The organism is Mesorhizobium sp. M7A.F.Ca.CA.003.01.2.1 (genome assembly GCF_003998945.1).
Classification (GTDB): Bacteria; Pseudomonadota; Alphaproteobacteria; order Rhizobiales; family Rhizobiaceae; genus Mesorhizobium; species Mesorhizobium ciceri.
Genome location: NZ_RZRA01001544.1, coordinates 1 through 655 on the forward strand (window position 1 = coordinate 1; position 655 = coordinate 655).

At 58.3% G+C, this 655-nt stretch carries 1 protein-coding gene; it reads left to right on the top strand.

What is annotated here, in order from left to right; genetic code table 11:
• Positions 1–430, top strand: a 430-nt coding sequence (locus tag EN969_RS34080; protein ID WP_127419926.1) for an SDR family oxidoreductase, incomplete at its 5' end; no start/stop codon positions are given.
• Between the last annotated feature and the right edge of the window lie 225 nt (positions 431–655).

Sequence of the window (655 nt, forward strand, 5' to 3'; positions counted from 1 at the left end):
GGTCAATGTGCGGGCGCAGTTCCTGGCGGCGAGACAGGTCATGCCCTCGATGATCGCGCAGGGCGGCGGGGTCATCCTCAACACCGCCTCCAATTCGGGCGTGTTCTACGACCGCGAGATGATCGCCTACGCAACCTCCAAACATGCGGTGGTGGCGATGACACGGCAGATGTCGCTCGACTATGCCCGTCACAATGTCCGCATTAACGCGCTCTGTCCGGGCTGGGTCGACACGCCGTTCAACGAACCGTTCATCGCCCAGATGGGCGGACGCGGGGCGATCGAAACCTATGTCCGCACCAAGATCCCGATGGGCCGCTGGGCCAGCGCCGATGAGATCGCCGAAGCGATCCTGTTCCTTGTCTCCGACCGTTCATCCTTCATGACCGGCCAGGCGCTGGTAATCGACGGCGGTGAAAGTATCGGCTGAGCCTTTTGCTTTCGCTATCAACTCCCCTGTTTTCAAAGCTTGTCCGATATACCACGCAAAGACTTTCACCCATGCCGCTGCTTGCCCGCAGGACTATAGTCCTGCCGGCATGGGACTTCAGTGCCATGGCCGTCCAAGAGCGTGAATTTGTGTTTGATATCAGTCGGTTAAGTTTCTGGCCGGGTGCCAGATCGCGTATTGAGACAGCATTTGTCTAAAGTTTAC